Origin of the sequence: Geodermatophilus tzadiensis, from assembly GCF_003002915.1 — a bacterium.
Classification (GTDB): domain Bacteria; phylum Actinomycetota; class Actinomycetes; order Mycobacteriales; family Geodermatophilaceae; genus Geodermatophilus; species Geodermatophilus tzadiensis.
The window spans coordinates 279,828-306,014 of the sequence record NZ_PVTG01000004.1 but is presented as its reverse complement, the minus strand read 5'-3'; the positions used below and the strand labels follow the sequence as shown (position 1 = coordinate 306,014).

The window sequence follows — 26,187 nt, the reverse complement described above, 5'->3', positions numbered from 1 at the left end:
GACCCCGGCCCGACCCTGTACCCAGGTCCAGGTGAGCGGGCCACCCCGGTCCCTTGCCCGGCCGTCCCGACGTCGCCAGGGTCGCCTCCGTGACTCGCCGAGCGGCTGCCCTCCCGTTGCGCTGGAACACCGGCGGGGGCCCCCGCCGGACACCCGGTCCGCTGGCCGCCTGGGTCGCGACGACGGCGGCCGCGGTGCTGGTCGTGGCCCCCGCCCCGGCGCACGCGTCGCCGGGCGGCGCGACGGCGGCGTCGGCGGCGGCGTCGGCGGCGGCGGAGGTCCCGGCGTACGCCGCGGCGGTCCAGCCCGAGCTCGACCGGCTCGTGGCGGACCTGGCGGTCACCGGCGCCGTCGTCCTCGTGCGGTCCCCCGAGCTCGGCGACTGGGCCACCACGATGGGCACCCGGACCTGGCACGGCACCGAGCCGGTCACGCTCGCCGACCACGTCCGGGTCGGCAGCAACACCAAGACCTGGACCGCCACGGTGGTCCTGCAGCTGGTCGACGAGGGCAGGATCGGCCTGGACGACCCGGTGTCGCGGTACCGCCCGGACGTGCCCAACGGGGAGCACATCACCATCGCCCAGCTGCTCGACATGACCAGCGGCCTGGCCAACTACACCGAAGACCTCGAACTCAACGAGCAGATGGACAGCAACCCCGGCCGGGTGTGGGACCCGGAGGAACTGCTCGCGATCGGCCTCGCCGAGCCCCCCGCCTTCCCCCCGGGCGAGGGGTTCCTGTACTCCAACACCAACTACGTGCTGCTGGGCCTGATCATCGAGCAGCTCACCGGGGTCCCGGTGGAGCAGGCCTTCCAGGAGCGGCTCTTCGACCCGCTGGGGCTGGGCGAGACCTCCTTCCCGGCGGTCACCGACGCCGCGATCCCCGAGCCGCACCCGCAGATGTACACCTTCGGCACGAACGTGGAGACCATCGACAGCCTGGTGCTCCCACCGGAGGTCCAGGCCGCGGCCCGCGCCGGCACCCTCGAGCCCCTGGACGTCACCGACACCAACCCCTCCTGGGGGTGGACCGCGGGCGCCGGGATCTCCACCGCGCCGGACCTCGCCGACTACGTCGAGGCACTGGTCGACGGGGACCTGCTCAGCCCGCGGCTGCAGCAGCAGCGGCTCGCCAGCGTCCGGCCGGTGGACCCCGACGACCCGGCCGGCCCCGGCTACGGGCTCGGCCTGGCCCGGTTCGGGCCCGTGTACGGGCACACCGGTGAGCTGCCCGGGACCAACTCCTTCATGGGTCACGACCCGGTCCGGGACATCACCGTCGTCACCTGGACCTCCACCGCCCCGGCACCCGACGGCGAGGACCCGGCCGTCGAGCTGGCCCGGGCGGTGATCGACGAGCTCTACGCCGGATGACCACACCGTTCCCCCACGGGAGGAGCTGTTCCTCGTGCGCCGATGGATGCGCCCCGCCGCCCTGGCACTCGCCCTGCTCGCCGGAGCCGGGACGACCGGCTTCACCGCCACCCCCGCTCCCCCGGCCGCGGCCGCCGATCCCCCGGCCGCGGCCCTCGACCCGGGTCTCGCCGCCCAGGTCGACGAGCTGGCCCGGGCCGCGCTGACCGACGGCGTCACCGGTGCGGTGGTGGGCATCTCCGACCCGGTCCGGGGGAGCTACCTGCGGGCCTACGGGACCGCGGACACCGCGGGCACCCCGATGACTCCCGACGTGCACTACCGCATCGCCAGCGTGACCAAGACGTTCACCGCCCAGGCCGTGCTGCGCCTCGTGGACCAGGGGAGGCTGTCCCTCGACGACCGCCTGGCCGAGTACGTCCCCGACGTCCCCCACGGCGACGAGATCACCGTCGCGCACCTGCTGGGCATGCGCGGCGGCGTGTACGACTTCGTCGCGGACGAGGAGTTCCTGGCGCGGTACGCCGCCGATCCGCTCCTGCCGGGGTGGTCCCCGTACGACGTCCTGGAGATCATCCGCGCGCACGCCGACGAGGCCACCCCACCCGGCCGGGCGACCGTGTACTCCAACTCGGAGTACGTCCTGCTCGGACTGGTCCTCGAGCGGGTCACCGGCCGCTCGGCGCAGCAGGTCACCACGTCGGTGATCGAGGAGCTCGGCCTCCCGGAGACGTCGTACCCCACGACCGCCGCCCTGCCGGAGCCCTTCGCCCGCGGCTACGTGAACACCGACAGCGAGCTGGCACCGACGCCCCCGGGAGCGGAGCCGCGCGACGTCACGCTCAGCAGCCCTGAGGTCCCGTACACCGCCGGTGCGGTCGTCTCCACCGTGCCGGACATGGTCCGCTACGCCGAGCAGCTGGCGACCGGGGCCGGCCTCGCCCCGGAGACCGCCCGGCTGCGCCAGGAGTGGACGCCGCTCACCTCGACCGGCGTCCGGGTGCAGTACGGCCTCGGCGTCCTCCGGCTCGGGGACTGGGTCGGCCACAACGGCTCGATCTTCGGCTACAGCGACGTGGTCACCCACCTGCCGGATCAGGAGGCGAGCGTGGTGGTCATGGTCAACGCGGCCGACGGCGAGGCCGTCCCCGCGGACGACCTCTGGGCCGGCGTCGTCAGGCTGCTGTACCCCGACAGCCTGCCGACCTGGTGACCGCCGGGGCGCCGCGGCGCACGGCGTCCCGGGTCCTCGGCCCGCCGACGATGCCGGACGCTGCGCCCTCGACGTCGTCCCGGCGCCCGCTCGCTCCGGAACGGCCCCGGGATCCCCGGACCGTCACGGAGCCGTCGTCAGGCCGCGCCGCAGCTCGTCGAGGGCCTGCGCGAGGCCCACCCGCGGGGTCCAGCCCCACGCCCGCGCGCGGTCGGTGCGCAGCTGCCCGGTCCACACGGGCTCGTCGGTCCACTCGGGCGTGACACCCAGCGCGTCGGTCACCGCGCCCAGGTAGTCGCGCCACGTCGCGGGCTCGCCCGCGACGATCACCGGGGTCGTGCCGCCGGCGACGGGGCCGCGCTCCGGGTCGTCGGCGGTCGCGACGGCACCCGTGGCCACGTCCGCGACGAAGGCCGCCAGGTCGTCGACGTGCACCCAGGCCCAGGTGGCCGTCGGGTTCGCCCGGCGCTCGCCGTCGCGGACCTCCCGCGGCCGCAGCGTGTTCCACACCGACGTGTCGCCGGCGCCCAGGACCGCCGGCGGGCGGACCAGCACGGTCGTGAGCCCGCCGACCCGCGCCAGCGCGGCGTCGGTGGCGTTCTTGGTGTCGGGGTAGTCGCCGCTGCCCCCGGGCAGGAGGGCACCGTCCTCGGCGACGTCCCCCACACCGGCGGAGCGGTCGTAGACCCCGGCCGTGGACAGGTGCACGAGGCGGGCGACGCCGGCGTCCCGGGCCGCCCGGGCGAGGACCGGTGTCCCCTCCGCGCCCACCCGGTGCTGCACCTCGCGGGACGAGCCCATCGGGTGCACCGTCGTGACGACCGCGTCGGCGCCCCGGGTCACCGCGCGGGCGAGGGCCTCGTCGGCGAAGTCGCCGACGTGCTCGGTGACCCCGTCGAGCGCGGGCGCGCTGCCGGCGCGCCGGACGACGGCGCGCACCCGGGCCGACCGCTCGACGAGCGCCCGGCAGACCGCGGCGCCCACCAGCCCGTTCGCACCGGTCACCACGACGACGGGAGAGGAGGCGGCCATGCCGTCCACCCTGCCAGCGACCACCCGACGGCGCCCGCGACCGCACCGCGCCGTCCCTGGGCCCGAGGGACGACCGATGAGCCGGAGGGGACCGACCTAGCCTGAGGGCGTGTCCGCCCGTCCCCGGTCCCGCCGCTCGGCCTACGCGCGCATCCCGGAGCGGGCGTGGCGGGCCATCGCGGGGAGCTCCCCGCCCACCGCGCCGATCGGCCTGCGGGCGCAGCCCAGCCGGATGGACGACCTCACCGCGCACGCCGCGCTCGGCCTGGCGCTGCGCATCGGGGCGGCGATGCTGGCCGTCGGCGCCGGCGCGGCCGACGTGACCGCGACGGTGCTGCGGGTGGCCGCGGGCTACGGGCTGACGAACTGCCAGGTCGACGTCACCTTCACGTCGATCACGGTCAGCTACGACCGGGAGAACGCGGTGCCGCTCACCGCGATGCGGACCGTGCGCACGAGCCGGCTGGACTACACGCGGCTGCAGGGGATCACCGACCTGGCCCGTGCGGTCGGCACGGGCCAGCTCGACGTCGAGGAGGCGCACCGCCGGCTGGACGGGACCGTGTCGGCGCCGCCCACGTACCGCCGCAGCGTCAGCACGCTGGGCTGGGCCGGTGTCGCCGGTTCGCTCGCGGTCCTGCTCGGCGGCGGGTGGGCGGAGGCCCTCGTCGGTGCGCTGACCACCGCGCTGATCGAGCAGGTCATGCGGGTGCTCAACCGGCGCAGCCTGCCGCTGTTCTTCCAGCAGGCGGCCGGCGCCGCGCTCGCGACGGGTGTCGCCGTCCTCCTCCTCGCCGGGGACGTCGACGTGCGCAGCTCACTGGTGGTCGCGGCCGGCATCGTCGTGCTGCTCGCCGGGTTGTCCCTGGTGGGTGCCGCGGAGGACGCGATCAGCGGGTTCCCGGTGACCGCCGCGGCCCGGGCCTTCGAGGTGCTGACGCTGACCGCCGGCATCGTCGTGGGCATCGCCGGCGTGCTGGACGTCGCCCGGCGCGCGGACCTCCCGCTCACCGTCGTGGACCCCTCGCCGGGCGCCGTGCCGTTCGGCGTCGCGCTGGCCGCGTCGGCCGGGATCGCCGGCTCCTGGGCACTGGGCTGCCACGCCCGGCCGCGCGCCGTCGTCCTCGCCGCGGTCGCCGGGGCGCTCGCGTGGGCGACGACGTGGGCGGCCGGGGACCTGGGGACCGGTCCCGCGGTGGCCAGCGGGGTCGCGGCCGTCGTCCTCGGGTTCTGCGGGGAGGTGCTGACCGACCGGCTCCGCGTCCCGCCGCTGCTCGTCGCGGTGTGCGGCATCGTCCCGCTGCTGCCGGGCCTGACGATCTACCAGGGCCTGTTCGCGATCGTCGTGGACTCCGACGTCCAGGGCGGGCTCGCCGCCCTCGTCGGGGCCGCGGCGGTCGGGCTCGCCCTGGCCGCCGGCGTCACGCTGGGCGAGTACCTCGGCCGGCCCGTCGGTGCGCGGCGGGACCGCTACGACCTCCGCGTCCGCCGCCGGGCGATGACCACCGACTGACCACGCCGGTCAGGGCGCCTCGTTGGGATAGCCCTCCTCGTCCATCCGCCGGATGACGCGGGGGTCGAGCCGGCCCTCCCCCACGGCGGCGTCCACCTCGGCGTCGACGACGGCGCCGTGCTCGTGCATCCACCGGTCGGCGCGGGTCTCCGCGGCGATCCCCTCCTCGGTCAGGTGGGCCGCACCGATGACCCTGCGCCGGACGGCGTAGGCGACGAGCACCAGCGCCCAGGCGAGCAGGCTGAGCAGGAGCTGCGAGCGGGTGCTGTCCCGGACGCCCATCTGCACGAGGATCGCGACGATCGCGGCCGCGGTGAGCAGGGTCAGCACGGGGTAGGCCCACATCTTCACCCGCAGCCGCTCCGGCGGGATCGTCGGCCGCATCCGCAGCTGCGAGAGGGTGATCAGCAGGTAGACGAACAGGATGATCGCGCCGGAGGAGTTGAGCAGGAACAGGAACACGGTGTCCGGCGAGACGTAGGCGGCGATCACGCAGAGGAACCCGACGACGCTGGACGCGAGGATCGCCCACGCGGGGACGCCCCGCCGGTTGATCCTGAGCATCCGGCCCGGTGCCTCGTGCCGGGCGGCGAGCACGAACAGCATCCGCGAGGCCGTGTACAGGCCGGAGTTCAGGCAGGACAGGACGGCGGTGAGCACGACCGCGTTCATGATGTCGGCCGCCGCCGGGATCCCCATCTCCTCCATCGCGGACACGTACGGCGAGTCCCCGAGCTCCGTGGAGTTCCACGGCAGGATGGTGGCCAGCAGGAAGATCGAGCCGACGTAGAAGATCAGGATCCGGAAGACCACGGAGTTCGTCGCCCGCGCGATGCCGCGCTCCGGCTCGGCGGACTCGGCGGCGGCGATGGTGGCGATCTCGGCGCCGACCATCGAGAAGACCACGATGACGATGCCCGAGACGAGCGTGCCGGCGCCGTTGGGGAACAGGCCGCCGTGCTCGGTGAGGTTGGAGAAGTCCAGGTCGCGGCCCGGCCACAGCCCCAGGACGAACAGCGAGCCGAGGGCGATGAACGCGACGATCGCGGCGACCTTGACGCCGGCGAACCAGTACTCGAACTCCCCGTAGGAGGCCACGGAGAACAGGTTGGTGGCCGTCATGAGCACCATCAGGACGAGCGCCATCACCCACAGCGGGACGTCGGGCAGCCAGCGCTGCAGGATCGCCGCCCCGGCCACGGCCTCGAAGCCGACGACGATGACCCAGAAGTACCAGTACAGCCAGCCCACGCTGAAGCCGGCCCAGCCGCCGAGCGACTGCCGGGCGTAGTCGGCGAAGGACCCGGTCGAGGGGTTGGCCACCGCCATCTCCCCGAGCATCCGCATGACCATGACGATCAGGACGCCGGTGAGGGCGTAGGTGAGGAACGCCGCCGGTCCGACCTCGCCGATGATCGCCCCCGAGCCGACGAACAGGCCCGCGCCGATGACACCGCCGATCGCGATCATCGTGAGGTGGCGCTGCTTGAGTCCCTTGTGGAGGTCGCCGCTGTCGGCGGGGCCGTGTGCCATGTCCGCTCCCTCGTGGAACGACGAGTGGGTGAGGCCGGGCGCGCGACCAGGATCGGACGGCTCCCGGGGCCACGCCACTGGAACGACTGCGCTCGGTGAGGTCGCGTGCGCGGCAGCGACCCGGCGCGCGGGAGGGCCGGCGGAGACGCCGGGGTCCCCGGCTCAGCCGGCGGCGTGCGTCAGTCCGACCAGGCCGTCGTCTCGTCGAGGACGACCAGGGCGCCGGCCTGCGGCCCGGTGAGGTCGCCGGAGCGGGTCCACTGGTCCCGCAGGTGGCGGCGGGCGGCCCGCGGGGAGCTCAGGTGGGCGAGGTCCGGGGACCAGGAGTCGAGGAGCGCCAGGTGGCGCACCAGGCGCCCGGGCCAGGTCCGTGCCGGTGCCGGCCCGCGGCCCGCCTGGCGGCCGAGGGCGCGGTGGCCCGGCTCGAGGGGGTCGGGTCGGCGGGACACCGGTGCTCTCCTGTGTTCCTCGGTGGCGGGCGGGGAGGGCGCTGTCTCGGCGCCGCTCCCACCGTACGACCGGGCCACCGGCGCGGGTCGCACGTCGGGGGTGATGGTCCGCACGCCCGGCGGGTGTCAGGCGGGGTCCGGACTGCTGTCGGGGTCGGGTCGCGGGGGGACCGCGTGCCGGTGCAGGTCCTCGGTGAGGTACCCACGGACGAGCTGCTCGGCGGTCGAGGAGGTCGCGGAGAAGCCGGTGACCGCCGCGACGAACTGGGGACCGCTCAGGGCGGCGAGCTCGGTGTCGACGAGCGCGCGCACGGTCGCCGTCCGCGGGACCGAGCGCAGCAGCGCGATCTCGCCGAACGCGTCGCCGGGCCCCAACCGGCGGATCTCCCGCCCGTCGGCGACCACGGCCACGGAGCCGGACTCCACGACGTAGAAGTCGTCGCCGGGGTCCCCCGCCCGGAACACGTCGGTCCGCGCCGGGACACGGATCCGGCGCAGCCGCAGCGCCAGGCCCTCGATGGCCGGCACCGGCAGCAGCCGGAGCATGCCCACCCGGCGCAGCAGCAGGATCCGGTCGCGCCGCGTGCCGATGTCCGCGTCGATCGCCCGCAGTGCCGCCCACCGCGCGGCGACCGCCACCGGGAGGAGGCAGCCGGTGACGGCGAGGGCGCCGGTGTCGCCCAGCGCGGAGACGAGGAGCGGGACCACCAGCGAGCCGAGCGCCACCGTCAGGGAGAACACCGCCTCGGTCAGGGCCAGCACCCGCGCCAGCGTCCGGTCGGGGACGAGCCGCTGCAGCAGCGTGAACCCGGTGACGTCGACGAGTGCGTTGGCGGCGCCGACGACCAGGAACGCGCCGACCGCCACGGAGCTGCTCGTCACCAGCCCGACGACGACGAGCGGCACCCCCCACAGCGCGATCCCGGCGCCGAACAGCGTGCCCAGCCGGGCGCTGCCCGCGGCGCCGATCGACGCCGTCGCCGCCACGAGGCCGCCCACCCCGAACGCCGCCCACAGCAGCCCGACGCCCGGGCGGCCCAGGTCCGTGACGTCCACCGCGACCACCACGGCCAGCACCGTCAGCGCGCCCCGGACGACGCACTGCACGCCCCCCAGGACGATCACCTCGGCGGCCCGGGGGTGCCGGCGCAGCTCGCGCAGCCCGTCGACGACGTCCGCGACCACCCGGGTCCGCTCGGCGGGCGCGCCGGCCGCCGGTCGCCCCGACTCGTAGCGCAGCCCGGCCGCCAGCACCCCCGCGACGCCGGAGAGCAGGGCCACCGCGGCGAACGCGGCGGCCGGGCTGGCCTGCGCGAGCAGCGCGGCGGCGAGCAGCGGGCCGACCAGCGCCGCCAGGCCGTCGAGGACGGCGCGGACCGCGTTCACCCCGGCCAGCTCCTCCGGCGTGGTGCACAGCGTGGGGAGCAGCGCGCCGAGCACCGGCCGGTAGGCGGCGTGGCAGACCGTGGAGACGGTGAGCAGCGCGTACACCGCGGTCGGCTGGTCGGCGGCGGCCGCGAGCCCCGCTCCCGCGGCGGTGGCCGCCCGGAGGCCGCACGTCCCCACGAGCAGCCGGCGGCGCGGCACCCGGTCGGCCAGCGCGCCCAGCCAGGGCAGCGCGACCGTCGCCGGCAGCACCCGCAGGAACCCGACCACGCCGACGCCGACCGCCCCGTCGGTGTCGAAGGCGTAGACCGTCATCGCGGTGAGGAACAGGAACTCGCCCGTCCACGCCGAGAACGACGAGGACTGCGCGAGCCGGAGGTTGCGGTTGCGGGTCACCGATGCCAACGCCTCGCGGTAGGCACCGGGCACGGCGTGGACGCTAGCAGCGCAGACGCGGTCCCCGGGTGAGCCGCGGCCGCCGACCGGAGGCGGTGCAGCCGGCCGCGCACCGGACCGGCCCGTCGCCTCCCGGGACCGGTACGGTGCGCCCCCGACCGGAGGCCGGTCCGCAGGTCCCGGCCACGTCCCCGAGCAGCAGAGTCGGCGGTGGTGCATGGCTCCCGACCCCCTGGTCCGGGCTCCCGGTCGGCAGCGTCCGCGCGTGCTCGGCGTCTTCGCCCACCCCGACGACGAGACCATCTGTGCCGGCGGCACCTTCGCCAAGTACGCCGGTGCCGGCGCCGACGTCCGCGTGGTCTCGCTGACCCGGGGCGGGGCCGGCCAGATCCGGGACGCCGGCGTGGCGACCCGGGCCACCCTCGAGGCGGTCCGCGAGGCGGAGCTCGCCGCGGCCGGAGCGGAACTCGGGCTCACCGCGGCACGGTGTCTCGACCACCCGGACGGCGGCCTCGCCGACATCGACGGCCCGGTCCTGGTGGACCTGGTACGGGACCTCATCCGGGACGCCGACCCCGACGTGGTGGTCACGTTCGGCCCGGACGGGTTCTCCGGTCACCCGGACCACGTCGCCGTCGGCGCGGCGGTCACCGCGGCCTGCCGGGAGCTGCGGCCGGCCACGCCGGTGCGGCTGTTCCACTGCCACCTGCCGCGCAGCGGCATGCTGCTGCGCGACCGGCTGGCCACCTGGGTCGTCGAGCTGACGACCCGCTTCACGGGTACGAGGGACTTCGTCCGCGCGCTGTCCGTCTTCTCGCGCGAGACGACGGCGCTCGGGTACGCGGCCGACTTCGTCACCGTCGAGTGGTTCCCCTCCGGCACCTACCTCATCGAGCAGGGCGAGGCCGCGACCGCGATGTACTTCCTGCTGTCCGGTTCCGTCGAGATCCGGCGGGAGGGCGAGGACGGCCGGGTCCGGGTGGTCGACCGGTCGGGCCCGGGGGAGTTCGTCGGGGAGCAGGGCATCGCCACCGGCCGGCCGCGCAACGCGCACGTCGTCGCCGTCGACGACGTCACGAGCCTGACGTTCCTGGCGACCGACCCCGCCGTCCTCGGCGGAGGGGAGGAGCAGGTCCACCTGCGGACCAGGTCGCTCCCCTCGGGGGACCGGATCGACGCCCGGGTGAGCACGTGCATCGACGTCTCGGACTTCGTCGGCCACAAGATCCGGGCCACCGCCGCGCACCGGTCGCAGTACCCCATCGACCCGGAGATGTTCCCCGAGTCGATCCTCCGGGAGATGTTCGGCGTCGAGTACTTCATCCAGGTCCTGCCGGAGCGGGAGCTCAAGACCTCCCTGTTCGACGACTAGTCCGGGCCGTGCGACGACGCCGCCGTCGGGGCCGCACGCGCTGTTAGGGTCCGGCATGGCGACCCGGCGTGCGCTGCTCCTGATCGCCGACATCGGCGGGTACACGCAGTACATGCAGTACCACCGCAGCGTCCTCGGGCACGCGGAGGCGGCCACGCGGCGCATGCTCGACCGGGTCGTCGGTGCGGCACGGGACTTCGACCTGATCGAGATCGAGGGCGACGCGGCGTTCCTCTCCCGGGACGTCGACGGGCTGGACGGCCCGGCGACGCTGTCGGCCACCACCCGCGCCGTCGTCGCCATGCACCGCGCCTTCCACGTGGAGCGCCGGTTCGTCGAGCTCAACATGTGCCCGTGCGGGAGCTGCACGCGGACCAGCGACCTGACGCTGAAGTTCGTCGCGCACGTCGGGGAGGTCGCGACCCAGACGATCCGGCGCCGGAAGAAGCTCGTCGGCCTGGACGTCATCTACGTCCACCGGCTGCTCAAGAACCCCGTCGAGGTCCCGGAGTACCTGCTCGTCTCCGACGACCTGTTCCGCAGCGGGGGCACCGCCGCCGCCGAGCTGCCGGTGCGGGAGGTCCCCCAGGACCTCGAGGGCATCGGCGCGGTGCAGACGTTCGTCGTGGACGTCGCGGACATGGCCGTGCCGGCCCCGCTGCCCGACCCCTCCTGGCCCCAGCGCCTCGGCAGCACGCTCGGCATGGTCGGCCGCGGCCTCCCGCACGTGCTCCCCCGCCGGCGTCCCCGGCAGCTCGTCCCCGCCGGCTGACCCCGACGGTCCGGCCGGCCCCGACCCACCGCCGTCGTGTCCCTCGGACGGGCGCCGTCGGCCGGACGCGCGCCGGCCCGTTGACCCCCGCACGGGGCCCGAGGACAGTGCGCTCAGCCGGACACCGTCGCCCGACGGGCGGGTGTGCTCGACCGGCCGTCAGCACCGCGGGCCGGTCGCCGGATGGGCACTCCCACGTCCGGCGGGATGGAGGACCGCCCGATGGCCAGCATCGAGACCAGGAGCCTGGACCGCCCCGACGAGTCCCGGACCCCGGAGAAGACCGCCGTCGACGTCGTGCACCTGGGTGACGCCACCGTCGCCCGGCTGACCGTGCAGCCGGGGTGGCGGTGGTCGGAGTGCATCAAGCCGCTCGCCGGCACCGAGCACTGCGAGGCCGCGCACCTGGGGTACGTGGTGTCGGGCAGGATCCACATCGCCGCCACCGACGGCACCGAGGCGGACCTGGGCCCCGGTGACGGCTACCGGCTCGCTCCGGGCCACGACGCCTGGGTGGTGGGCGACGAGCCGGTCGTGGCGCTGGAGTTCGAGAGCAAGACCGCTGAGACCTACGCCAAGACCTGATCCCGCTCGCAGGTGGGCCGTCGACGGGGCGCCGCCGTGCTCCCGCACCGGGGCCGGACGGTGACGTGCCCGGCGCCGGTGGACGCCTCGATCGACCCGGGGGCGGAGGGCGCCACGTCCACGGGGGCGTCCTCCGTGCCCGTGCCGGACCTCCTCGGGAGCGGCGACGGACGACGCGGTGCCCGTGGCGGCGCCGGCGGGCACCGGGCCACCCCGGCACCGGGGCAGGATCGCCCCCCGTCGTGGCGGCCCGCCGGTCCGTCGGCGTCCCGCTCACCGCCGGAGGAACGCCAGCACCGCGAGCACCCGCCGGTTGTCGTCGACCCCCTGGTGCAGGCCCAGCTTGGTGAACACCGACCGCACGTAGGCCTCGACCGTCTTCGGGCTGAGGAACAGCCGCTCCCCGATCGCCTGGTTCGAGCGCCCCTCCGCCATCACGGCGAGCACCTCGCGCTCCCGCTCCGACAGCGCGTCGAGGGGGCTGTGCACCCGGCGGCGGCCGACGAGCGTGGCGACCACGCCCGGGTCGACCACCAGCCCACCCGCGGCGACCCGGCGGACGGCGTCGCTGAGCTCGGTCACGTCGGCGACCCGCTCCTTGAGCAGGTACCCCGCGCCGGTCGCCCCGTTCTCGATGAGCTGCAGCGCGTAGCCGGTCTCGACGTGCGCCGACAGCACCAGCACCCCCGTCCCCGGGTGCCGGGCGCGCAGCGTGCGCGCCGCCTCCAGGCCCTCGGTCGTGTGCGTGGGCGGCATGCGGATGTCGACGAGCGCGACGTCCGGGGGGTCGGCGGCCACGTGGGCCAGCAGCGCGCCGGCGTCCCCCACGGCGGCCGTGACGGCGAAGCCCGCCTCGGCGAGCAGCCGGGACAGGCCCTCCCGGAACAGTGCCGCGTCGTCGGCGACGACGACCCGCAGGGCAGGCGCCGGGGCCGGCCGGGTGGACGACACGCGCACAACGTCGAGCTGCTCGCGGGGGCTGTCAAGGAGCCCGCGTCCCGCGACGGGTACGGGGCTGGCCCTGTATCCCCGCGACCGGCGCGTCGCGACCATGAGGAGGTGCCGATCCGGGTCCTCATCGTCGACGACCACCCGTCGTTCCGGTCGCTCGCGCGCCGGCTGCTGGTCGACGAGGGCTTCGACGTCGTCGGGGAGGCGGGGGACGGCCGCGGCGCGCTGCAGGCGGCCGGGGAGCTGCGCCCCGACCTGGTGCTGCTCGACGTGCAGCTGCCCGACGTCGACGGGTTCGGCGTCGCGGCGGCGCTGGCCGGTCAGCCCTCCCCGCCGGAGGTCGTGCTGGTGTCCAGCCGGTCGCGCGCCGACTACGGGCAGCGGGTCGGGAGCAGCGGCACCCGCGGGTTCATCGCCAAGGCCGAGCTGAGCGGAGCGCTGCTGCGGCAGCTGCTGACCGGCGGGCGGACGGCGTCGTGAGGCCGCCGGGCCGCCGGGGCCGGGCCGCGGTCGCCGCTGCCGGGCTGGCCGCCGGCGCCGGCGCCGGGGTGGCCCTCCTCTGGGGCGGGTACGACGTGCCGGCCGCGCTGGCGGCGCCGACCCTCGTGCTCAACCTCGCCGTCGGCTGGTCCTTCATCGGGATCGGGCTGCTCGCCTGGTCGCGGCACCCCGACAACCGCACCGGCCCGCTGATGGTCGTGCTGGGCTTCGCCGTGCTCGGCCGGTTCGCCGTGGCGGTCGCCTCGGACGTCGGCTTCGCCGTCGGGGTGCTGCTGGGGTCGCTCTACCTGAGCGTCTTCGTCCACCTGCTGGTCACCTTCCCCACCGGTCGCGCGGGGACCCGCCTGCAGCGCGGGACCGTCGTCGCCGGCTACCTGCTCGCCACGCCGCTGGACGCGGTGTTCCTGCTGCTCGGCGCGACGCGCGGCGCCCCGGCCGGGCTCCCGCCCAACGGGCTGGTGATCGTGCCGGCCACCGCGGGCAGCCCGGACCCCGTGGACGTCGTGGTCCAGGTCGTCGTGCTGGCGCTGTGCGGAGCGGTCCTCGCGATCGTGTGGGGCCGGTGGCGGCGGGCGGGCACCGCTGAGCGGCGCGCCATCGGCCCCGGGCTGCTGGGCGGCGTGCTGGTGGTCCTCGCGCTGATGGCGCAGCGCAGCGCGTTCGTGGTCGGCATCCACCCCGACGTCCGGGTGGTGTTCACCTGGGCCGCCCGCGTCGTGCTGGTCGTCTGGCCGCTGGCCCTGCTGTTCGGGCTGGTCCGCAGCCGGCTGGACCGCTCGGCGGTGAGCCGGATGATCGTCGAGCTGGGCGCGGGCCCGCCCGGGTCCGAGCGGCTGCGCGAGGTGCTCGTGGCGACGCTGCACGACCCGACCGTGCAGGTCGCCTACTGGCTGTCCGAGCGCGGCAGGTTCGTCGACGCCGCCGGCGACCCGGTCCCGGTGGAGCCGCCCGGCCCCGGCCGGGCGGTGACGTACCTGGAGCGGGCCGGGTCCCGGATCGCCGCGCTCACCCACGACGCGGCGCTGGCGGGCGAGCCGGAGCTGGTGGAGGCCGTCGCGGCCGGCGCCGGGATGGCGCTGGAGAACGAGCGGCTGCACGCCGAGGTGCGGGCCCGGCTGCGCGAGGTGCAGGCCTCGCGGGCGCGCATCGTCGAGTCGGCCGACGCCGCGCGCCGCCGCGTCGAGCGCGACCTGCACGACGGCGCCCAGCAGCGGCTCGTGAACGTGGCCCTCCTGCTCAGGATGGCCCAGGGGCGGCTGTCCTCCCGGGCGCTCGACGAGGTGGACGCGCTGCTGCGCGAGACCGCCGACGAGCTGGCCGGGGCGCTGGAGGAGCTGCGCGAGCTCGCCCGCGGCATCTACCCGGCGCTGCTGACCGACTGCGGGCTCGGCCCCGCCCTGACCGCGCTCGCCGAGCGCTCGTCGGTGCCGGCCGTGGTCACCGCGGCACCGCCCGGGCGGCTGCCCGCCGCCCTCGAGCACGCCGCCTACTTCGTGGTGTCGGAGGGCCTGGCCAACGCCGCGAAGCACTCGGCGGCCGGGGAGGTGCGCATCGACGTCCGGGTCGCCGACGGGGTGCTCGTCGTCGAGATCGCCGACGACGGCGTCGGCGGCGCGAACCTCGACGGGGGCGGGCTGCGCGGCCTCGTCGACCGCCTGGCGGCCGCGGGGGGTCGGCTGCGCCTCACCAGCCCGGCGGGCGGCGGGACGCGGCTGATCGCCGAGCTGCCGATCGGTGCGACGGGTGCGGGCGCGCCCGCCCCGCTCCCCCGCGCGGCGGCCGACCCGACCCGGGCGGCCGCCGCGGCCACCTGACCCGGCGGCGGGCACCGGGCGCTACCGGGTCAGCCCTGGGTGCACACCCGGGTCAGCCCGCTGGTGGGCGGACCTGCCCGGCGAGGAGCCTCGGCGACGTCGACCCGAGTCCCCGGGAGGCCGTCGTGTCCCGCACCGCGCACCCGACCGCCCGCGGCCCGGCCGTCGCCGGAGCAGCCGCCGCCGACGCGGCGGCACCGAACAGGAGGGCACCGACATGACGCTGGACGCGACGATGGCCCGGGCCTTCGGCCTGGACGAGGACACCTGGCAGCGCCACGCGAACCCGTGGAGCGTCTACACCCGCATCCCCGTCCCGTCGCTGCTGGTCGGCGCGATCTGGTCGCGCACCCGGATCGGCCGGTGGTGCCTCGTGCCGGTGGGCGCGGTGTGCGCCTGGACCGCGGTCAACCCGCGGGCGTTCCCCCCGCCGCGCTCGCTGGACCACTGGGCGTCCCGGGCGGTGCTGGGCGAGACCGACTGGGCGCGGCGCAGGACGGTCCCGGTCCCGCCGCGGCACCGGGCCGCGCCGAACGTGCTGGGCGCCGTCAGCGCGCTGGGCGTGCCCTTCGTGGTGCGGGGACTGGTCGTGCGGAACGGCTGGATGGTGCTGTTCGGACTCGGCGTGCAGACGGCCGGCAAGCTCTGGTTCCTCGACCGGATGGCCCTCCTGCACGACGACGTCGCGCCGGCCGGCTCCTCGCCCGCCGAGCGGCCGGCGTGACGGCCGCGACACCCGGACCGACCACGGGGACAGCCCTCGGCGGGGTCGAGGGCTGTCCTGCTGCCCCGGCCCCGCCGCACGGCGAACGCTCGACCCGTCCCGCTCCACCCCCCTCGGAGGTCCTCGTGTCCGGCACCGCGTCGTGGGTGCGACAGCACCGACTCACCAGCTTCTTCGTCCTCGCCTACGTGGTGTCGTGGACACCCTGGCTCGTCCACACCGCAGGGCTGTCCCTCGGCACCCCGTTCTTCCCCGGCGGTCCCCTCGTCGCCGCCCTCGTGGTCATCGCGGTCGCCGAGGGCCGGCCGGGGTTCCGGGAGCTCGGCGCGCGGCTGCTCCGGTGGCGGGTCGGCTGGGTCTGGTACGTCGTCGCGCTCGGGCTGCCGGTGGTGCTGGTGCTCGTGACCGGCCTGCTCACCGACTGGCTCGGTGCGCCCGCGCCGGACTGGTCGTCGATCGTCTGGGCGGACGTGGCGCTGACCCTCGCGCTGCGCCTGGTGAACCCGACGGACAGCCCGCTGGGTGAGGAGCCCGGCTTCCGCGGCTACGCGCTGCCCCTGCTGCAGCGCCGGCGGTCCCCGCTCGCGGCGGCCGCGGTGCTGGGCCTGCTGACGGCGGGGTGGCACGTGCCGCTGGTGCCGCTGGGCAACCTCGGCTGGATCGGCCTGCCCTCGACCGTGGTGATCGCCTTCCTCTACGTCTGGCTGGTCAACCGCACCGGCGGCAGCCTCCTCATGGCGGTCCTCTTCCACGCCAGCCAGGGCGCGTTCACCTTCGGCATGCTCGGCTACACGGGCGCCGCGGCCGACCGCGCGGCCCACGTCTACTTCGGCGTCCTCGTCGTCACCGTGGCCCTCGTGGTCGTCGGGGACCGCGCGGCCTGGCGGCGGGCGCCGGCGTCGGCCGTCGCCGCGGAGCCGGGGACGGACGTCGACCGCGTGCCCGCCCGGCGCTGACCCCGACGCGCCCGCGGAGCGGCCTCCGGTCAGTCCGACCAGACCGGGGGCCGCCGCGCCAGGAAGGCGTCCAGCCCCTCGCGGAAGTCCGCCGTCGCGCCGAGGGCCACCGCCTCCTCCCGCTCGACGGCCAGGCCCTCGTCGAAGGGCAGGTCGGCGCCCTCGGTGACGCAGCGCCGGATCGCCGCCAGCGCCCGCGCGGGCTTGCGGGCCAGCCCCTCGGCGTAGGCCTGCACCTCCTCGCGGAGCCGCTCGGGGGCCACCACGACGTCGACCAGGCCGATGGCGGAGGCCTCCTCGGCGCTCAGCAGCGTGCCGTCGTAGAGCAGGCGCAGGGCCCGGGGCCGGCCCAGCAGGCGGGCCAGCGCCTGCGTGGCGCCGACCGGCGGGATGAAGCCGATGCCGATCTCCGGCTGCCCGAGCCGGGCCGTGCTCGCCGCGAAGCGGACGTCGCAGTGCAGCACGATCTCCAGCCCGCCGCCGACCGCGGTGCCGTGGACCGCCGCCAGCAGCGGCTTGGGCGACGCGCGCATCCTCCGCACCAGGTCGTGGCACAGGTCGACCCAGCGGCGCATGCCCTCGTCGTCGGTGTCGGCGAAGACCCGCAGGTCGGCGCCCACGCTGAAGTGGGCGTCCAGGGCGCTGCCGACCACCACCACCCGGACGGCGGGGTCGGCGAGGTGCCGCTCCAGCGCCTCCGGGACCTCCCGGAGCATCTCCCAGTGGAACGCGTTGACCGGTGGGCGGTCGTACTCGATCCACCCCACCCGGTCGTGCACCGTGACCCGCAGGAACTCGGCCATCCGCCCTCCCTCGTGCCGGTCCACCGGGCTCGCCGTCGACGCGGGAGCAGGTGGTCGGTGCGGCATGGTCAGTGCGGCATGGTCAGGATGGGCTTGACCACCGCGCCGCTGTAGGAGGCCTCGACGGCGTCCTCGATGCGGTCCAGCGGGAAGTACTGCACCAGCTGGTCGAACGGGAACCGCCCCTGGGCGTGCAGGTCCATGAGGGCGGCGATCAGCCGCTGGCCGTGGCCGCTGCCGCCGAGGGTGCCGCGGACGGTCTTGCCCCACAGCGTGGTCAGGTGGTCGGCGCTGAACTCGGCCCCCGCGGGGGCACCGCCGATGAGCAGGGCGGTGCCGAGCATGCCCACCGAGTCGATCGCCTGCCGGACGACCGTGGTGTTGCCGGTGCAGTCCATCGACGCGTCGGCGGGGCCGCCGCAGATGTCGGTCACCGCCTGCACCGGGTCGGTGTCGGTGGCGTCGACGGTGTGCGTGGCGCCCAGCCCCTCGGCCAGCCGCAGCCGGCCGGCGTGCCGGTCGACCGCGATGATCGTCGTCGCCGCGGAGTTGCGGGCCGCCATCACCGCGGCCAGCCCGACGGTGCCGGCGCCGTAGACGACGATCGAGCTGCCCGGCTCGGGTCGCAGCGTGTTGAACACCGCGCCGGCGCCGGTGGCCAGCCCGCAGGCCAGCGGACCCAGGAGCTCCACCGGCAGCCCGGCGGGGACGGGGACCAGCGAGGAGACGGTGGTCATGGCGTAGGTGCCGAACGACGACTGCCCGAAGAAGTGGCTGGCCAGCGGCGACCCGTCGGTGTCGCGCAGCGCCGACGCCCCGTCGAGGCGGCGCCCCCCGGCGACCAGCTCCCCCGTGCGCAGGCAGTAGCGCGGCTCCCCTGCCTGGCAGTTGCGGCAGGCTCCGCACCACGGCCAGCCGAGGACGACGTCCTGGCCCTCGCGGACGCCGGTGACCCCCTCCCCCACCGCCACCACCGTGCCGGCGCCCTCGTGGCCCAGCACGCCGGGCAGCGGGAAGGGCAGGTCGCCGTCGCGGGCGATGCCGTCGGTGTGGCAGAAGCCGGTGGCGGCCACCCGGACCAGCACGTCCCCCGGGCCGGGCTCGTCGAGCTCGACCTCCCGGACGACGAAGGGGCCGTGCAGCTCGTCGACGACGGCGGCGGTGATCCTCATGCGGGCCCTCTCTCGGGGATCGGGGCACTGGGTCCTGGGGAGCGCGGCGACTCGACGGCGACCCTACGAGGATCTGCCCACCGGCTCGACCCGAGCCGCCCGCGACCGGCGGCGCCCCCGACCGGGTCCGCTCACAGACCGAGCCGGGCCGACGCCGGGTCCGCCCAGCGGCTGCTGGAGTCGTAGCCCCGCATGGTGGTCACCGAGGCCCACCGGCCGGTGCGGGCCAGTTCCCGCTCGCTGACCCCGGCCCGGTAGCCCTCGGTCGCGAACGACCGGCGCAGGCTGTGCGGGCTCAGCCCCTCGAGCGGGACGCCGGCCCGCTCGGCGGCCCGGCGCAGGACCAGCCGCACCGACGAGCGGGCCATCCGGGTCCGGCCGATGCGGGGCTGCGCGCCCCGTCCGACGCTGCGGAACAGCGGCCCCGAGCCGCCGAGGTCGGCCGCCTCGACCCAGGCGTGCAGCGCGCGCACCGGGCACGTCCGCGCCCGCACGCCGGGCGCCAGGGCCAGCACCTCACCGGCGCCCTCCTGGTCGGTCTTCGACCAGCGGATGGTGACGTCCAGGCCGCCGTGCCCGGAGGGGGCCAGGTCGCCCACGTCCAGCCCGCAGACGTCCGAGGCCCGCAGCCCGAGCGCGAAGGAGGTGAGGATGATCGCCCGGTCGCGCAGGCCGGCCACGCCGTCCGGGAGGTCCTCGACCAGTGCCCGGATGGTCTGGGTGTCCAGCGCCCGGGCCTTCTTGGGACGGCGGCCGTCGCGGGCGGCGGTGCGCCGGATGCCCCGGAGGACCGCGCGCGTGCCCGGGTGCTCCGACGGGCTGGGGTGCCCGGCCTCGCGGTGGGCGTGCCCGATGCCGGACAGCCGGCGGGCGATCGTGCGCGGGCTCGCCCCCGCGTCGCTCAGCGCCGCCAGGTACGCCGCCACCGCCGCGTCGGCCGCGGGCAGCGGGGAGAAGCCGCGCTGCCGGGCCCAGGTGGACCAGGCGCGGAAGTCCGCGTCGTAGGCCCGGCGGGTGGCCTCGGACCTCGCGGCGGTGAGGTAGCGCCCCACCGCCGCGACGTCCCCGGGCAGCACCAGGCCTCCTGCCGCGGGGTCGACGTCGCCCTCCCCCGGTCGCGTCGGCCCGGCGACGACCGCTCCCGACGGATGGGGGCCGACCGCTCCGCCGCCGTTCCACGAGGACTCCATAACAGCTGATTATGGAGTGTTCCGTGCAACTCCGCGGACTTGCGCCGTCGTACGGTCGTTCGTCCGCTCGTGCGTCACGACACGAACGACGAGAGACTCGGCCGCATGACCGAGGCCTCGGCGATCTGCGCGTATCCGGACTGCGACCGCCCGGTGGCCCCGCCCCCACCCACCGGCGGGCGGTCGTCGTACTGCGCCCGCCCCGACCACAACCGCACGACCGCCTTCGCCGCCCGCCGCGCGGAGGCCGCCGGGCGCGCGCCGGCCGCCGCGGAGGCGCCCGCCGCCCCGCAGCCCGGAGCGCCGGCCGCCGCGACGCTGACCGAGGTCGCCGACCGGCTCCGCCAGACGCTGGCGGCGATCGAGGACCAGGTGGGCCGGGCCCGGGAGGCGCTGACCCGGGCCGCCGACGCGGAGCTGCTCGAGGCCGAGCGGGCCGCCGTCCGCACCGACGCGCGCCGCGAGGTCGCCGAGGCCGAGCAGCGCGCGTCCCGCGCCGACCGACGGCGCGCGGTCGCCGAGAAGGCGACCCGGGAGGCCCTCGAGGTCGCGGCGCGCGCCGATGCAGACGCCGCCGGCGCCCGCGAGGAGGCGGCTGCCGCCCGGGACCGGGCGGCGGCGGCCCGGGACGAGGCGGCCACCGCCCGGGAGACCGCCGGCGCCGCCCAGGCGGCCGCGGAGCAGGCGCGCGCCGATGCAGACGCCGCCGGGGCGGCCGCCGCGCGGGCCGAGGCGGGGCGGCGCGACGCCGAGGCTCGACGCGCGGCGGCCGAGCGCGACGCGGAGTCGGCCCGTGACGGGACCGCGCGGGCGGAGGAGGTCCGGGACCGCGCGCTGGCCGACGCCGCGTCGGCGCAGGAGCGGGCGGCGTCCGCGGAGGCGGCGCGCGACCGGGCGCTGGAGGCCGAGCGTGCCGCCCGTGCCGAGACCGAGCGCGTCCGGGCGGAGGCGGCGCGGGCGGTCGGCGGCGCCGAGCAGGCGGCGGCGGCCGCGCGGCTGGAGACCACGGCCGCGGAGGGCCGGGTGCAGGCGGCGACCGCCCGGGCCGACGCCGCGACCGAGCGGGCGCGGGCCCAGGAGGACCGCGCCGAGCAGGCCGAGTGCCGCGCCGAGGAGAGCCGCCGGGACCGCCTGCGCGCGGAGGAGGCGCGGGACCGGGCCGTCGCCGACGCGGCATCGGCACGCGCTCAGCTGGCCGAGGCGCACCGCCCCCCACCGGCGGACAGCGCGGACGGCGGGGCCGCGGAGGCGCCTCCCCGGCCGGAGCCGCCGACCGGAACCCCACCCTCCGCGCCGGACCCGGCGGACTGAGGACCGGCCGCGTCCGGCGGACCGGGGCGCGATCGATCGGGGACCCGCCGCCGGGCACCACGGCTACGTTGACGCCGTGCAGCACCCGGCCCTCGGGCCGCTGGACAGCCGCTGACCGGGAGGAGACCCCGTGAGCAGCACGCCAGCCGGATCCGGCAGCAGCACCGCAGCCCCGACCGCGCACCGGTCGAGGTCCGACGTCGTGGTCGTGGGAGGCGGCCCGGCGGGGCTGGTGCTCGCCCTGCTCCTCGCCCGCGACGGCGTCGACGTCGTGGTCCTCGAGAAGCACGCCGACTTCTTCCGCGACTTCCGGGGCGACACCGTCCACCCCTCCACGCTGCGGCTGCTCGGCGAGCTCGGGCTCGCCGAGGCGTTCCTGGAGCTGCCGCACCAGGAGGTCGAGCGGCTCGGGGTGACGACCGACGAGGGCGAGTTCACCCTGGCCGACTTCCGCCGCCTCCCGGGGCCCTACCGCTTCCTCACCTTCGTGCCGCAGTGGGACTTCCTCTCCTTCCTCGCCGGGCAGGCCGCCCGCTCCCCGCACTTCCGGCTGCTCATGGGAGCCGAGGCGGTGGCGCTGCTCCGGCAGGACGGCCGGGTCACCGGCGTCCGGTACACCACGGCGGACGGCGCCACGGGCGAGGTGTCCGCTGCCCTCACCGTGGCGGCCGACGGGCGGGACTCGCGCCTGCGCGCGGAGGCGGGCCTGGCGGTCCGGGAGTTCGGCGCACCGATGGACGTGCTGTGGTTCCGGCTGCCCAAGGCGGCCGGGTCGGCGGCGCCGCCCTTCGGAGGCGTCGGGCGGCTCACGCGCGGGCGGCTGCTGGTCCTCATCGACCGGGGCGAGTACTGGCAGAGCGCCTACCTGGTGCGCAAGGGCACCGTCGACGAGGTCCGGGCGGCGGGGTTGGCCGCCTTCCGCGCCGACCTCCTGCGCCTGCTGCCCGGCATGGAGGCGTCCGTCGCCGCCTTGCAGTCCTGGGACGACGTCAGGCTGCTGTCGGTCCAGCTCGACCGGCTGTCCCGGTGGCACCTGCCGGGCCTGCTGCTCATCGGGGACGCCGCGCACGCGATGTCCCCGATCGGCGGGGTCGGCGTCAACCTCGCCGTGCAGGACGCCGCGGCCGCGGCCCGACTGCTGGCACCGTGGGTGCGCCGGGGCAGCGTCCCCTCCCGCGTCCTGGCCCGCGTCCACCGCCGGCGGGTGCTGCCCACCGTGGTGACGCAACGGGTGCAGCGGCTCGTCCAGCAGCGCTTCGTCGACCGCCTGCTCGCCGGGGACCGGCCGGCCGCGACGCCGGGCGTCCTCCGGCTGCTGCAGCGCTGGCCGGTCCTGCAGGGGATCCCGGCGCGCGTCATCGGCCTCGGGGTCCTCCCCGAGCACGCGAGGTCCGCGCCGCTGACCGCACCACGCGAGGCGGCACAGGCCGGACGGGGGGCTACCTGAAGAGGTCCCAGAGGCTGCCCGAGGTGTCCCACGGCCGCCCCCCGCCGTCCCCGGCCTCGGGCAGCGCGTGCCGGACCAGGAACAGGCCGATCACGAACGGCAGGATCCCGACCCCGAAGCCGATGCCGCCGAGCACGGCGCGACCGGGGTCGACGACGGCCAGCACCATCCCGCCGAGCGACACCGCCAGCCCCACCACGATCCACACGACACCCCACACCGTCCGTGCCCGCACGTCTCCTCCTCCGGTCGCAGCGGGGGACTGTCACACACCGCGGCCCCGATCGGGTGCTCCCCGCGCACGGCGGCACCGGACGAGGATGGCGGCCGGCACGAGGAGAGGGAGGCGCCATGGCGATCGAGGACGGCGTCCGCGCCATCGAGGAGGGGATGGCGACGGACTTCCGCGACCGGATGGACTACGGCAGCTACCTCGACCTCGACGTGCTCCTGTCGGCGCAGCACCCGATCAGCGACCACCACGACGAGCCGCTGTTCATCATCCAGCACCAGACCACCGAGCTGTGGCTGAAGCTCGCGCTGCACGAGCTGCGCGCCGTCCGCGCGTACCTGGAGGCCGACGACGTCCGCCGCGCCCGCAAGGGCCTGGCCCGGGTCAAGCACGTCTTCCACACGATCACCGACCAGTGGTCGGTGCTGGCGACCCTGACCCCCAGCGAGTACACCGAGTTCCGCGGCGTCCTGGGCAACGCGTCGGGGTTCCAGTCCCACCAGTACCGCGCCGTCGAGTTCGTCCTCGGCAACAAGAACGAGCGCGTGCTGAAGGTGTTCGAGGCGCGGCCGCACGCGCACGACCTGCTCGCCGCCGAGCTCGCGGCGCCGACGGTCTACGACGCCTTCCTGCGCCACCTGGCCCGGGCCGGCCACCCCGTCCCGGAGCACGTCCTGCACCGCGACGTGCGCCGGGCCTGGGTGGAGGAGCCGGCGCTGGTCCCCGTGTACAAGGCGATCTACGAGGACACCACGACCCACTGGGCGGAGTACGCGACCTGCGAGGACCTCGTCGACCTCGAGGACGCCGTCCAGCTGTGGCGCTTCCGCCACCTGCGCACCGTGCAGCGGACCATCGGCTTCAAGCCCGGCACCGGCGGGAGCTCGGGCGTCGGCTTCCTCCGCCGGGCGCTGGACCTCACCTTCTTCCCGGAGCTCTACACGGTGCGGACGCACATCGGCAGCTGAGCACCGCGCGGGCTCAGTGACCGCGGAAGGCCTCCTCCAGCCACCACGACGGCCGCTCGCGCGCCACCTTGGCGTCGACGAGCAGCGGCGCGCTCCGCGGGCCGGCGACCCAGGCCGCCACGCCGGCGAGGTCCTCTACGCCGCGCACCGTGACGGCGTCGAAGCCGTACCCGCGCGCGATCGCGGCGAAGTCCGTCTCGGGGAAGCGCACCGTGTCCAGCACGTCCCCGTGCGGGCCGAAGTGGTGCACCTCGGCGCCGTAGGCCGCGTCGTCGTAGACGACGACCACCATGGGCAGGCCCAGCCGGACGACCGTCTCCAGCTCGGCGGCGCCCATGAGCGCGCCGCCGTCGCCGAGCGCGGCGACCGGCAGCCGGTCCGGGCGGGCCAGCGCCGCGCCGATCGCGGTCGCCAGGCCCAGCCCCACCGACTGGAACGCCTGGGTGAAGCAGAAGCCGGACTCGTCGGGGACGTCGAGGAACACGCTCGGGTAGCCCATGAAGTTGCCGGAGTCGACGGCGACCACGCGCTCGGCCGGCAGCAGGTCGTCCAGGCCGATGGTCAGCGTCCGCGGGTCGACGTGCCCCGCCTCCCCGGCCTCCTCGAACGGCTCGTGGCGCCACCGGCCGCGCCGGGCGATCCGCTCCCGCACCTCCGGCGTCCGGTACCCCGTGGCCGGCTCGCCGAGCTGCGCCGTCACCGCCGCGGCGACCGCCCGCACGTCGCCGACGACGCCGAGGGCGACGTCGCGGTGCGCGCCGATCGCGTCGGCCTCGAGGTCCACCTGGACGACGACGGCGTCGTCGGCGATCAGCCGCCCGTGCCGCGTGGTCCACGTGTTGAGGGCGCAGCCCCAGCCGACGACCAGGTCGGCGGCGGAGACGAGCTCCGCGGCCAGCGGCGTGGCGAAGCCCCCGGACACGTCGAGGTCCCACGCGCTGCCGCGGAACAGGCCCCGGGCGACCGCCGACGTGGCCAGCAGCGCACCGCAGCGGTCGGCCAGCTCCTCCAGCGCCGCGCGGGACCCGGGTCCCCGCGACCCGCGGCCGGCCACGAACACCGGCCGGCGCGCGGCCCGCAGCGCATCGGTCAGCCGCTGCACCGCGGCCGGGTCGGGCGGCACCGGCGAGGGGGTGCCCGCCACCGGCGGCTCCCCGGGGGACGCCGGGAGGGCCTGCACGTCGAGCGGCAGGTTCAGGACGACGACCCGCCGGTCGTCGCGGGCGGTGGCGACGGCGGCCGCGGCCTGCGCGACGGCGTCGTCCGCCGCGGTGACCCGCACCGGCACCGCCCCGACCGCCTCGGCCAGCGCCCACTGGTCGACGGCGAAGTTCGACCGCGGCGACGTCGCCTCCGCCGTCACGACCACCAGCGGCGTGCGGCTCTTGGCCGCCTCGGTGACCCCGGTCAGGGAGTTGGTGAGCCCGCAGCCCTGGTGCAGGCTGACCGCGGCCACGCCCCCGCTCGTGCGGGCGTACGCGTCGGCCATGGTGGCGGCGCCGCCCTCGTGCCGGGCGGCGACGAACCGCGCCCCCGCGGCGACCATCGCGTTGGTCACCGCGAAGTTGCCGGAGCCCACCACGCCGAAGACGGCACCGACCCCGCAGCGGACGAGCGCGGCGCCGACCGCCTGCGCGACGGTGCCGCCGGCCGCGCTCATCCGCGCTCGACGAGCGCGAGCACCCGCGCCGGGGACCCGGAGCCGGACACGATCGGCAGGGGGGCGGCGAGCACCAGGGCCCCGGTCGGCGGGAGCGCGGCGAGGTTCTGCAGCTGGGTGAGGCCGTACTTCCCGCTGCCCATGAGGGCGGCGTGGCACGGGAACGGCGGGTCGAAGGAGTGCGCGGTGCCGGCGTCGGTGCCCACCGTCTCCACGCCCAGGCCCAGCACCGGCGACTCCTCGGCGATCCACCGGGCGCACGCCGGGGCAACGCCGGGGGTGTGCGGCCCGGTGTCGTCGGCGTTGAGGAAGTCCTGCTGCGAGGCCGAGCGGGCGTCCCATCCGGTGCGGTAGAGCAGCCACCCGCCGTCGGGCAGCGGGCCGTGCTGCTCCTCCCACTGCCGGACGTGCTCGACCTCCAGCAGGAAGTCGGGATCGGCGGCGGCCTGCGCGGAGAAGTCCAGCACCGCGGCCGGGGCGAGCAGCCGCCGCGCCGGCACCGACGCCACGTCGTCGCCGTCCCGGCCGGTGACCCAGTGGTTGGGCGCGTCGAAGTGCGTGCCCGTGTGCTCACCGGTGCGGAAGTTGTTCCAGTACCAGGCCGGGCCGCGGTCGTCGTAGCGGCTGAGCTCCTCGAGCTCGAACCGCGCGGTCTGGGCGAACTGCGGCGGCAGCGCGATGACCGGCGTGTCGGCCGACAGCGGCGCGGTGAGGTCGACGACCTCGACGCGGCCGCTGGTCAGGGCCTCGGCCAGCGTGGACAGGATCGACATCGACGTCCCTCGGGCGTGGGGGCAGCAACGGCGACAGCCAAGCAGACCACCGCAC

24 protein-coding genes are annotated in these 26,187 nt (G+C 76.5%); 13 read left to right on the top strand and 11 right to left on the bottom strand.

All coding sequences use genetic code 11. The features are described 5' to 3' along the window. Positions 1 to 89 precede the first annotated feature (89 nt). Both LY71_RS08285 and LY71_RS08280 read left to right on the top strand, forming a co-directional pair. A complete protein-coding gene (locus tag LY71_RS08285) occupies positions 90 to 1,379 on the top strand; it encodes a serine hydrolase domain-containing protein (RefSeq protein ID WP_245887761.1) in 1,290 nt (429 codons plus the stop codon). 34 nt (positions 1,380 to 1,413) lie between these two features. Further along, positions 1,414 to 2,592, top strand: a complete 1,179-nt coding sequence (locus tag LY71_RS08280; RefSeq protein WP_106276468.1) for a serine hydrolase domain-containing protein — start codon at positions 1,414 to 1,416, stop codon at positions 2,590 to 2,592. A 123-nt stretch (positions 2,593 to 2,715) separates the two neighbouring features. On the opposite strand, the gene LY71_RS08275 is transcribed toward LY71_RS08280, so the two are convergent. Beyond that, on the bottom strand, positions 2,716 to 3,624 hold the full coding sequence (locus tag LY71_RS08275; RefSeq protein WP_106276527.1) for an NAD-dependent epimerase/dehydratase family protein: 909 nt from the start codon (positions 3,622 to 3,624) through the stop codon (positions 2,716 to 2,718). A gap of 109 nt (positions 3,625 to 3,733) precedes the next feature. On the opposite strand from LY71_RS08275, the gene LY71_RS08270 reads away from it, so the two are divergent. Next, on the top strand, positions 3,734 to 5,137 hold the full coding sequence (locus tag LY71_RS08270) for a threonine/serine exporter family protein (RefSeq protein WP_106276467.1): 1,404 nt from the start codon (positions 3,734 to 3,736) through the stop codon (positions 5,135 to 5,137). Positions 5,138 to 5,146: 9 nt separating this feature from the next. Here the strand turns inward: LY71_RS08270 and LY71_RS08265 are convergent, their stop codons facing one another. The 3 genes from LY71_RS08265 to LY71_RS08255 all read right to left on the bottom strand — a co-directional run bounded on the left by LY71_RS08265 (position 5,147) and on the right by LY71_RS08255 (position 8,934). Beyond that, entirely contained in the window at positions 5,147 to 6,670 is a 1,524-nt protein-coding gene (locus LY71_RS08265) for an amino acid permease (protein ID WP_106276466.1), read from the bottom strand. Between the two features lie 179 nt (positions 6,671 to 6,849). Beyond that, on the bottom strand, positions 6,850 to 7,119 hold the full coding sequence (locus LY71_RS08260) for a hypothetical protein (RefSeq protein WP_106276465.1): 270 nt from the start codon (positions 7,117 to 7,119) through the stop codon (positions 6,850 to 6,852). Positions 7,120 to 7,245: 126 nt separating this feature from the next. Beyond that, on the bottom strand, positions 7,246 to 8,934 hold the full coding sequence (locus tag LY71_RS08255; protein WP_170121271.1) for a cyclic nucleotide-binding domain-containing protein: 1,689 nt from the start codon (positions 8,932 to 8,934) through the stop codon (positions 7,246 to 7,248). Positions 8,935 to 9,166: 232 nt separating this feature from the next. On the opposite strand from LY71_RS08255, the gene LY71_RS08250 reads away from it, so the two are divergent. From LY71_RS08250 to LY71_RS08240, 3 genes are all read left to right on the top strand, one after another. Continuing rightward, positions 9,167 to 10,273, top strand: a complete 1,107-nt coding sequence (locus LY71_RS08250) for a PIG-L family deacetylase (RefSeq protein ID WP_170121270.1) — start codon at positions 9,167 to 9,169, stop codon at positions 10,271 to 10,273. 55 nt (positions 10,274 to 10,328) lie between these two features. Beyond that, positions 10,329 to 11,045, top strand: coding sequence for a DUF2652 domain-containing protein (locus tag LY71_RS08245; protein ID WP_106276462.1), 717 nt, complete (start codon positions 10,329 to 10,331; stop codon positions 11,043 to 11,045). Between the two features lie 222 nt (positions 11,046 to 11,267). Next, the gene (locus LY71_RS08240; RefSeq protein ID WP_106276461.1) at positions 11,268 to 11,630 is read left to right on the top strand and encodes a cupin domain-containing protein; all 363 of its coding nucleotides are present in this window, start codon (positions 11,268 to 11,270) and stop codon (positions 11,628 to 11,630) included. A 273-nt stretch (positions 11,631 to 11,903) separates the two neighbouring features. Here LY71_RS08240 and LY71_RS08235 read toward each other — a convergent pair whose 3' ends face one another. Then, positions 11,904 to 12,581, bottom strand: coding sequence for a response regulator transcription factor (locus LY71_RS08235; RefSeq protein WP_245887760.1), 678 nt, complete (start codon positions 12,579 to 12,581; stop codon positions 11,904 to 11,906). Between the two features lie 108 nt (positions 12,582 to 12,689). Here LY71_RS08235 and LY71_RS08230 point away from each other — a divergent pair, with 108 nt between their 5' ends. The 4 genes from LY71_RS08230 to LY71_RS23385 all read left to right on the top strand — a co-directional run bounded on the left by LY71_RS08230 (position 12,690) and on the right by LY71_RS23385 (position 16,576). Beyond that, positions 12,690 to 13,061, top strand: a complete 372-nt coding sequence (locus LY71_RS08230; RefSeq protein ID WP_106276459.1) for a response regulator — start codon at positions 12,690 to 12,692, stop codon at positions 13,059 to 13,061. Then, positions 13,058 to 14,896: an ATP-binding protein gene (locus LY71_RS08225; RefSeq protein WP_106276458.1), complete on the top strand. Its 1,839-nt coding sequence runs from the start codon at positions 13,058 to 13,060 to the stop codon at positions 14,894 to 14,896. Before LY71_RS08230 ends, LY71_RS08225 begins: the two co-directional genes overlap by 4 nt. Positions 14,897 to 15,113: 217 nt before the next feature. Next, positions 15,114 to 15,620 carry a DUF6653 family protein gene (locus LY71_RS08220; protein ID WP_106276526.1) on the top strand — a complete coding sequence of 169 codons (507 nt, stop codon included), beginning with the start codon at positions 15,114 to 15,116 and terminating at the stop codon, positions 15,618 to 15,620. A gap of 146 nt (positions 15,621 to 15,766) precedes the next feature. After that, positions 15,767 to 16,576, top strand: coding sequence for a CPBP family intramembrane glutamic endopeptidase (locus LY71_RS23385; RefSeq protein WP_170121269.1), 810 nt, complete (start codon positions 15,767 to 15,769; stop codon positions 16,574 to 16,576). 29 nt (positions 16,577 to 16,605) lie between these two features. Here LY71_RS23385 and LY71_RS08210 read toward each other — a convergent pair whose 3' ends face one another. From LY71_RS08210 to LY71_RS08200, 3 genes are all read right to left on the bottom strand, one after another. After that, positions 16,606 to 17,379 (bottom strand): enoyl-CoA hydratase/isomerase family protein, encoded by a 774-nt coding sequence (locus LY71_RS08210; RefSeq protein ID WP_170121268.1) that lies wholly within the window; start codon positions 17,377 to 17,379, stop codon positions 16,606 to 16,608. 68 nt (positions 17,380 to 17,447) lie between these two features. Continuing rightward, the gene (locus LY71_RS08205) at positions 17,448 to 18,551 is read right to left on the bottom strand and encodes an NAD(P)-dependent alcohol dehydrogenase (RefSeq protein ID WP_106276455.1); all 1,104 of its coding nucleotides are present in this window, start codon (positions 18,549 to 18,551) and stop codon (positions 17,448 to 17,450) included. 131 nt (positions 18,552 to 18,682) lie between these two features. After that, positions 18,683 to 19,627 carry a site-specific integrase gene (locus tag LY71_RS08200; RefSeq protein WP_245887759.1) on the bottom strand — a complete coding sequence of 315 codons (945 nt, stop codon included), beginning with the start codon at positions 19,625 to 19,627 and terminating at the stop codon, positions 18,683 to 18,685. Positions 19,628 to 19,846: 219 nt separating this feature from the next. Between LY71_RS08200 and LY71_RS23070 the strand changes: the two genes are divergently transcribed. Together LY71_RS23070 and LY71_RS08190 are read left to right on the top strand one after the other, a co-directional pair. After that, complete coding sequence (locus tag LY71_RS23070; protein WP_146146079.1) at positions 19,847 to 21,052, top strand: hypothetical protein; 1,206 nt, start codon at positions 19,847 to 19,849, stop codon at positions 21,050 to 21,052. A gap of 130 nt (positions 21,053 to 21,182) precedes the next feature. After that, complete coding sequence (locus tag LY71_RS08190) at positions 21,183 to 22,499, top strand: FAD-dependent oxidoreductase (protein ID WP_106276453.1); 1,317 nt, start codon at positions 21,183 to 21,185, stop codon at positions 22,497 to 22,499. Here LY71_RS08190 and LY71_RS08185 read toward each other — a convergent pair. Continuing rightward, positions 22,492 to 22,734 (bottom strand): hypothetical protein, encoded by a 243-nt coding sequence (locus tag LY71_RS08185; protein WP_106276452.1) that lies wholly within the window; start codon positions 22,732 to 22,734, stop codon positions 22,492 to 22,494. The genes LY71_RS08190 and LY71_RS08185 overlap by 8 nt on opposite strands. Before the next feature lie 116 nt (positions 22,735 to 22,850). Here LY71_RS08185 and LY71_RS08180 point away from each other — a divergent pair, with 116 nt between their 5' ends. Continuing rightward, entirely contained in the window at positions 22,851 to 23,699 is an 849-nt protein-coding gene (locus tag LY71_RS08180) for a tryptophan 2,3-dioxygenase (RefSeq protein ID WP_106276451.1), read from the top strand. Between the two features lie 13 nt (positions 23,700 to 23,712). Here LY71_RS08180 and LY71_RS08175 read toward each other — a convergent pair whose 3' ends face one another. Together LY71_RS08175 and LY71_RS08170 are read right to left on the bottom strand one after the other, a co-directional pair. Further along, positions 23,713 to 25,359: a thiamine pyrophosphate-binding protein gene (locus tag LY71_RS08175; RefSeq protein ID WP_106276450.1), complete on the bottom strand. Its 1,647-nt coding sequence runs from the start codon at positions 25,357 to 25,359 to the stop codon at positions 23,713 to 23,715. Beyond that, positions 25,356 to 26,132 (bottom strand): cyclase family protein, encoded by a 777-nt coding sequence (locus LY71_RS08170; RefSeq protein ID WP_106276449.1) that lies wholly within the window; start codon positions 26,130 to 26,132, stop codon positions 25,356 to 25,358. The genes LY71_RS08175 and LY71_RS08170 overlap by 4 nt, the downstream gene beginning before the upstream one ends. Positions 26,133 to 26,187: the final 55 nt, after the last annotated feature.

What these genes read in the sequence shown, in the direction of transcription:
- LY71_RS08205 (WP_106276455.1), bottom strand. Translation starts at nt 18,551, where the DNA reads ATGAGGATCACCGCCGCCGTCGTCGACGAGCTGCACGGCCCCTTCGTC.
- LY71_RS08220 (WP_106276526.1), top strand. Translation starts at nt 15,114, where the DNA reads ATGACGCTGGACGCGACGATGGCCCGGGCCTTCGGCCTGGACGAGGAC.
- LY71_RS08245 (WP_106276462.1), top strand. Translation starts at nt 10,329, where the DNA reads ATGGCGACCCGGCGTGCGCTGCTCCTGATCGCCGACATCGGCGGGTAC.
- LY71_RS08240 (WP_106276461.1), top strand. Translation starts at nt 11,268, where the DNA reads ATGGCCAGCATCGAGACCAGGAGCCTGGACCGCCCCGACGAGTCCCGG.
- LY71_RS08180 (WP_106276451.1), top strand. Translation starts at nt 22,851, where the DNA reads ATGGCGATCGAGGACGGCGTCCGCGCCATCGAGGAGGGGATGGCGACG.
- LY71_RS08170 (WP_106276449.1), bottom strand. Translation starts at nt 26,132, where the DNA reads ATGTCGATCCTGTCCACGCTGGCCGAGGCCCTGACCAGCGGCCGCGTC.
- LY71_RS08175 (WP_106276450.1), bottom strand. Translation starts at nt 25,359, where the DNA reads ATGAGCGCGGCCGGCGGCACCGTCGCGCAGGCGGTCGGCGCCGCGCTC.
- LY71_RS08265 (WP_106276466.1), bottom strand. Translation starts at nt 6,670, where the DNA reads ATGGCACACGGCCCCGCCGACAGCGGCGACCTCCACAAGGGACTCAAG.
- LY71_RS08275 (WP_106276527.1), bottom strand. Translation starts at nt 3,624, where the DNA reads ATGGCCGCCTCCTCTCCCGTCGTCGTGGTGACCGGTGCGAACGGGCTG.
- LY71_RS23070 (WP_146146079.1), top strand. Translation starts at nt 19,847, where the DNA reads ATGACCGAGGCCTCGGCGATCTGCGCGTATCCGGACTGCGACCGCCCG.
- LY71_RS08210 (WP_170121268.1), bottom strand. Translation starts at nt 17,379, where the DNA reads ATGGCCGAGTTCCTGCGGGTCACGGTGCACGACCGGGTGGGGTGGATC.